We start from the raw sequence: 606 nt of genomic DNA on the forward strand, positions 1-606 counted from the left end.
GCCTCCAGTGCCGCCGCCATTTCCTGCTCCATTTTCTGCTCCATTTCCAGCATTAAATTTCACAACTGCATAAGCATAAGAAATAGATTCAAATGTAGCTTTGTCGACTGCACCAGTTACAGGGAGTCCATGAGTTCTTTGGAAATATCTTACACCTTTAACTGTTAAACTATTATAATGACCAGTAATTTTACCAGAATAACTACCAATCGATTTCAACATACCTTGCACTACGAAAACATCAGGTCCTTCTGATCCTTTTCCAAATGCAAAACCTGTAGTAGATAAACCAAGCGCTAGCATCAATGATAATAAAACGGTTCGAATGCTTTTTCTACTAAATTGAATGATAGATTGATTTTTGTCATAATTAATTTTTGATCCATCAAATTTCTTCACTTGCTACACCATCCCTCAAAAATTATGAATTTTTTTAAACTACAAATTTTACTATTCCCTTTTCATTTTCAAAAATTCATCTTTCAAATATCAAAAAAATAACTAAGTATATAGGGTAATCATAGTTATTTCTGGGCATGGATTGTGTGATGTAAGAAATAAAGTATTGTTAAAATAATAAAAATCATAAAATACAAAAAGCCTAGT

Annotated in this window: 1 protein-coding gene; it reads right to left on the reverse strand. The window is 31.7% G+C overall.

Annotation, left to right across the window (positions count from 1 at the left end; genetic code table 11):
- Nucleotides 1-399 (reverse strand): peptidoglycan-binding domain-containing protein (locus V7056_RS04835; RefSeq protein ID WP_499699800.1); only part of this gene is annotated, 399 nt, incomplete at its 3' end.
- Nucleotides 400-606: the final 207 nt, after the last annotated feature.

Source organism: Bacillus sp. JJ664, from assembly GCF_036962205.1.
In the GTDB taxonomy this organism is placed as follows: domain Bacteria; phylum Bacillota; class Bacilli; order Bacillales; family Bacillaceae_G; genus Gottfriedia.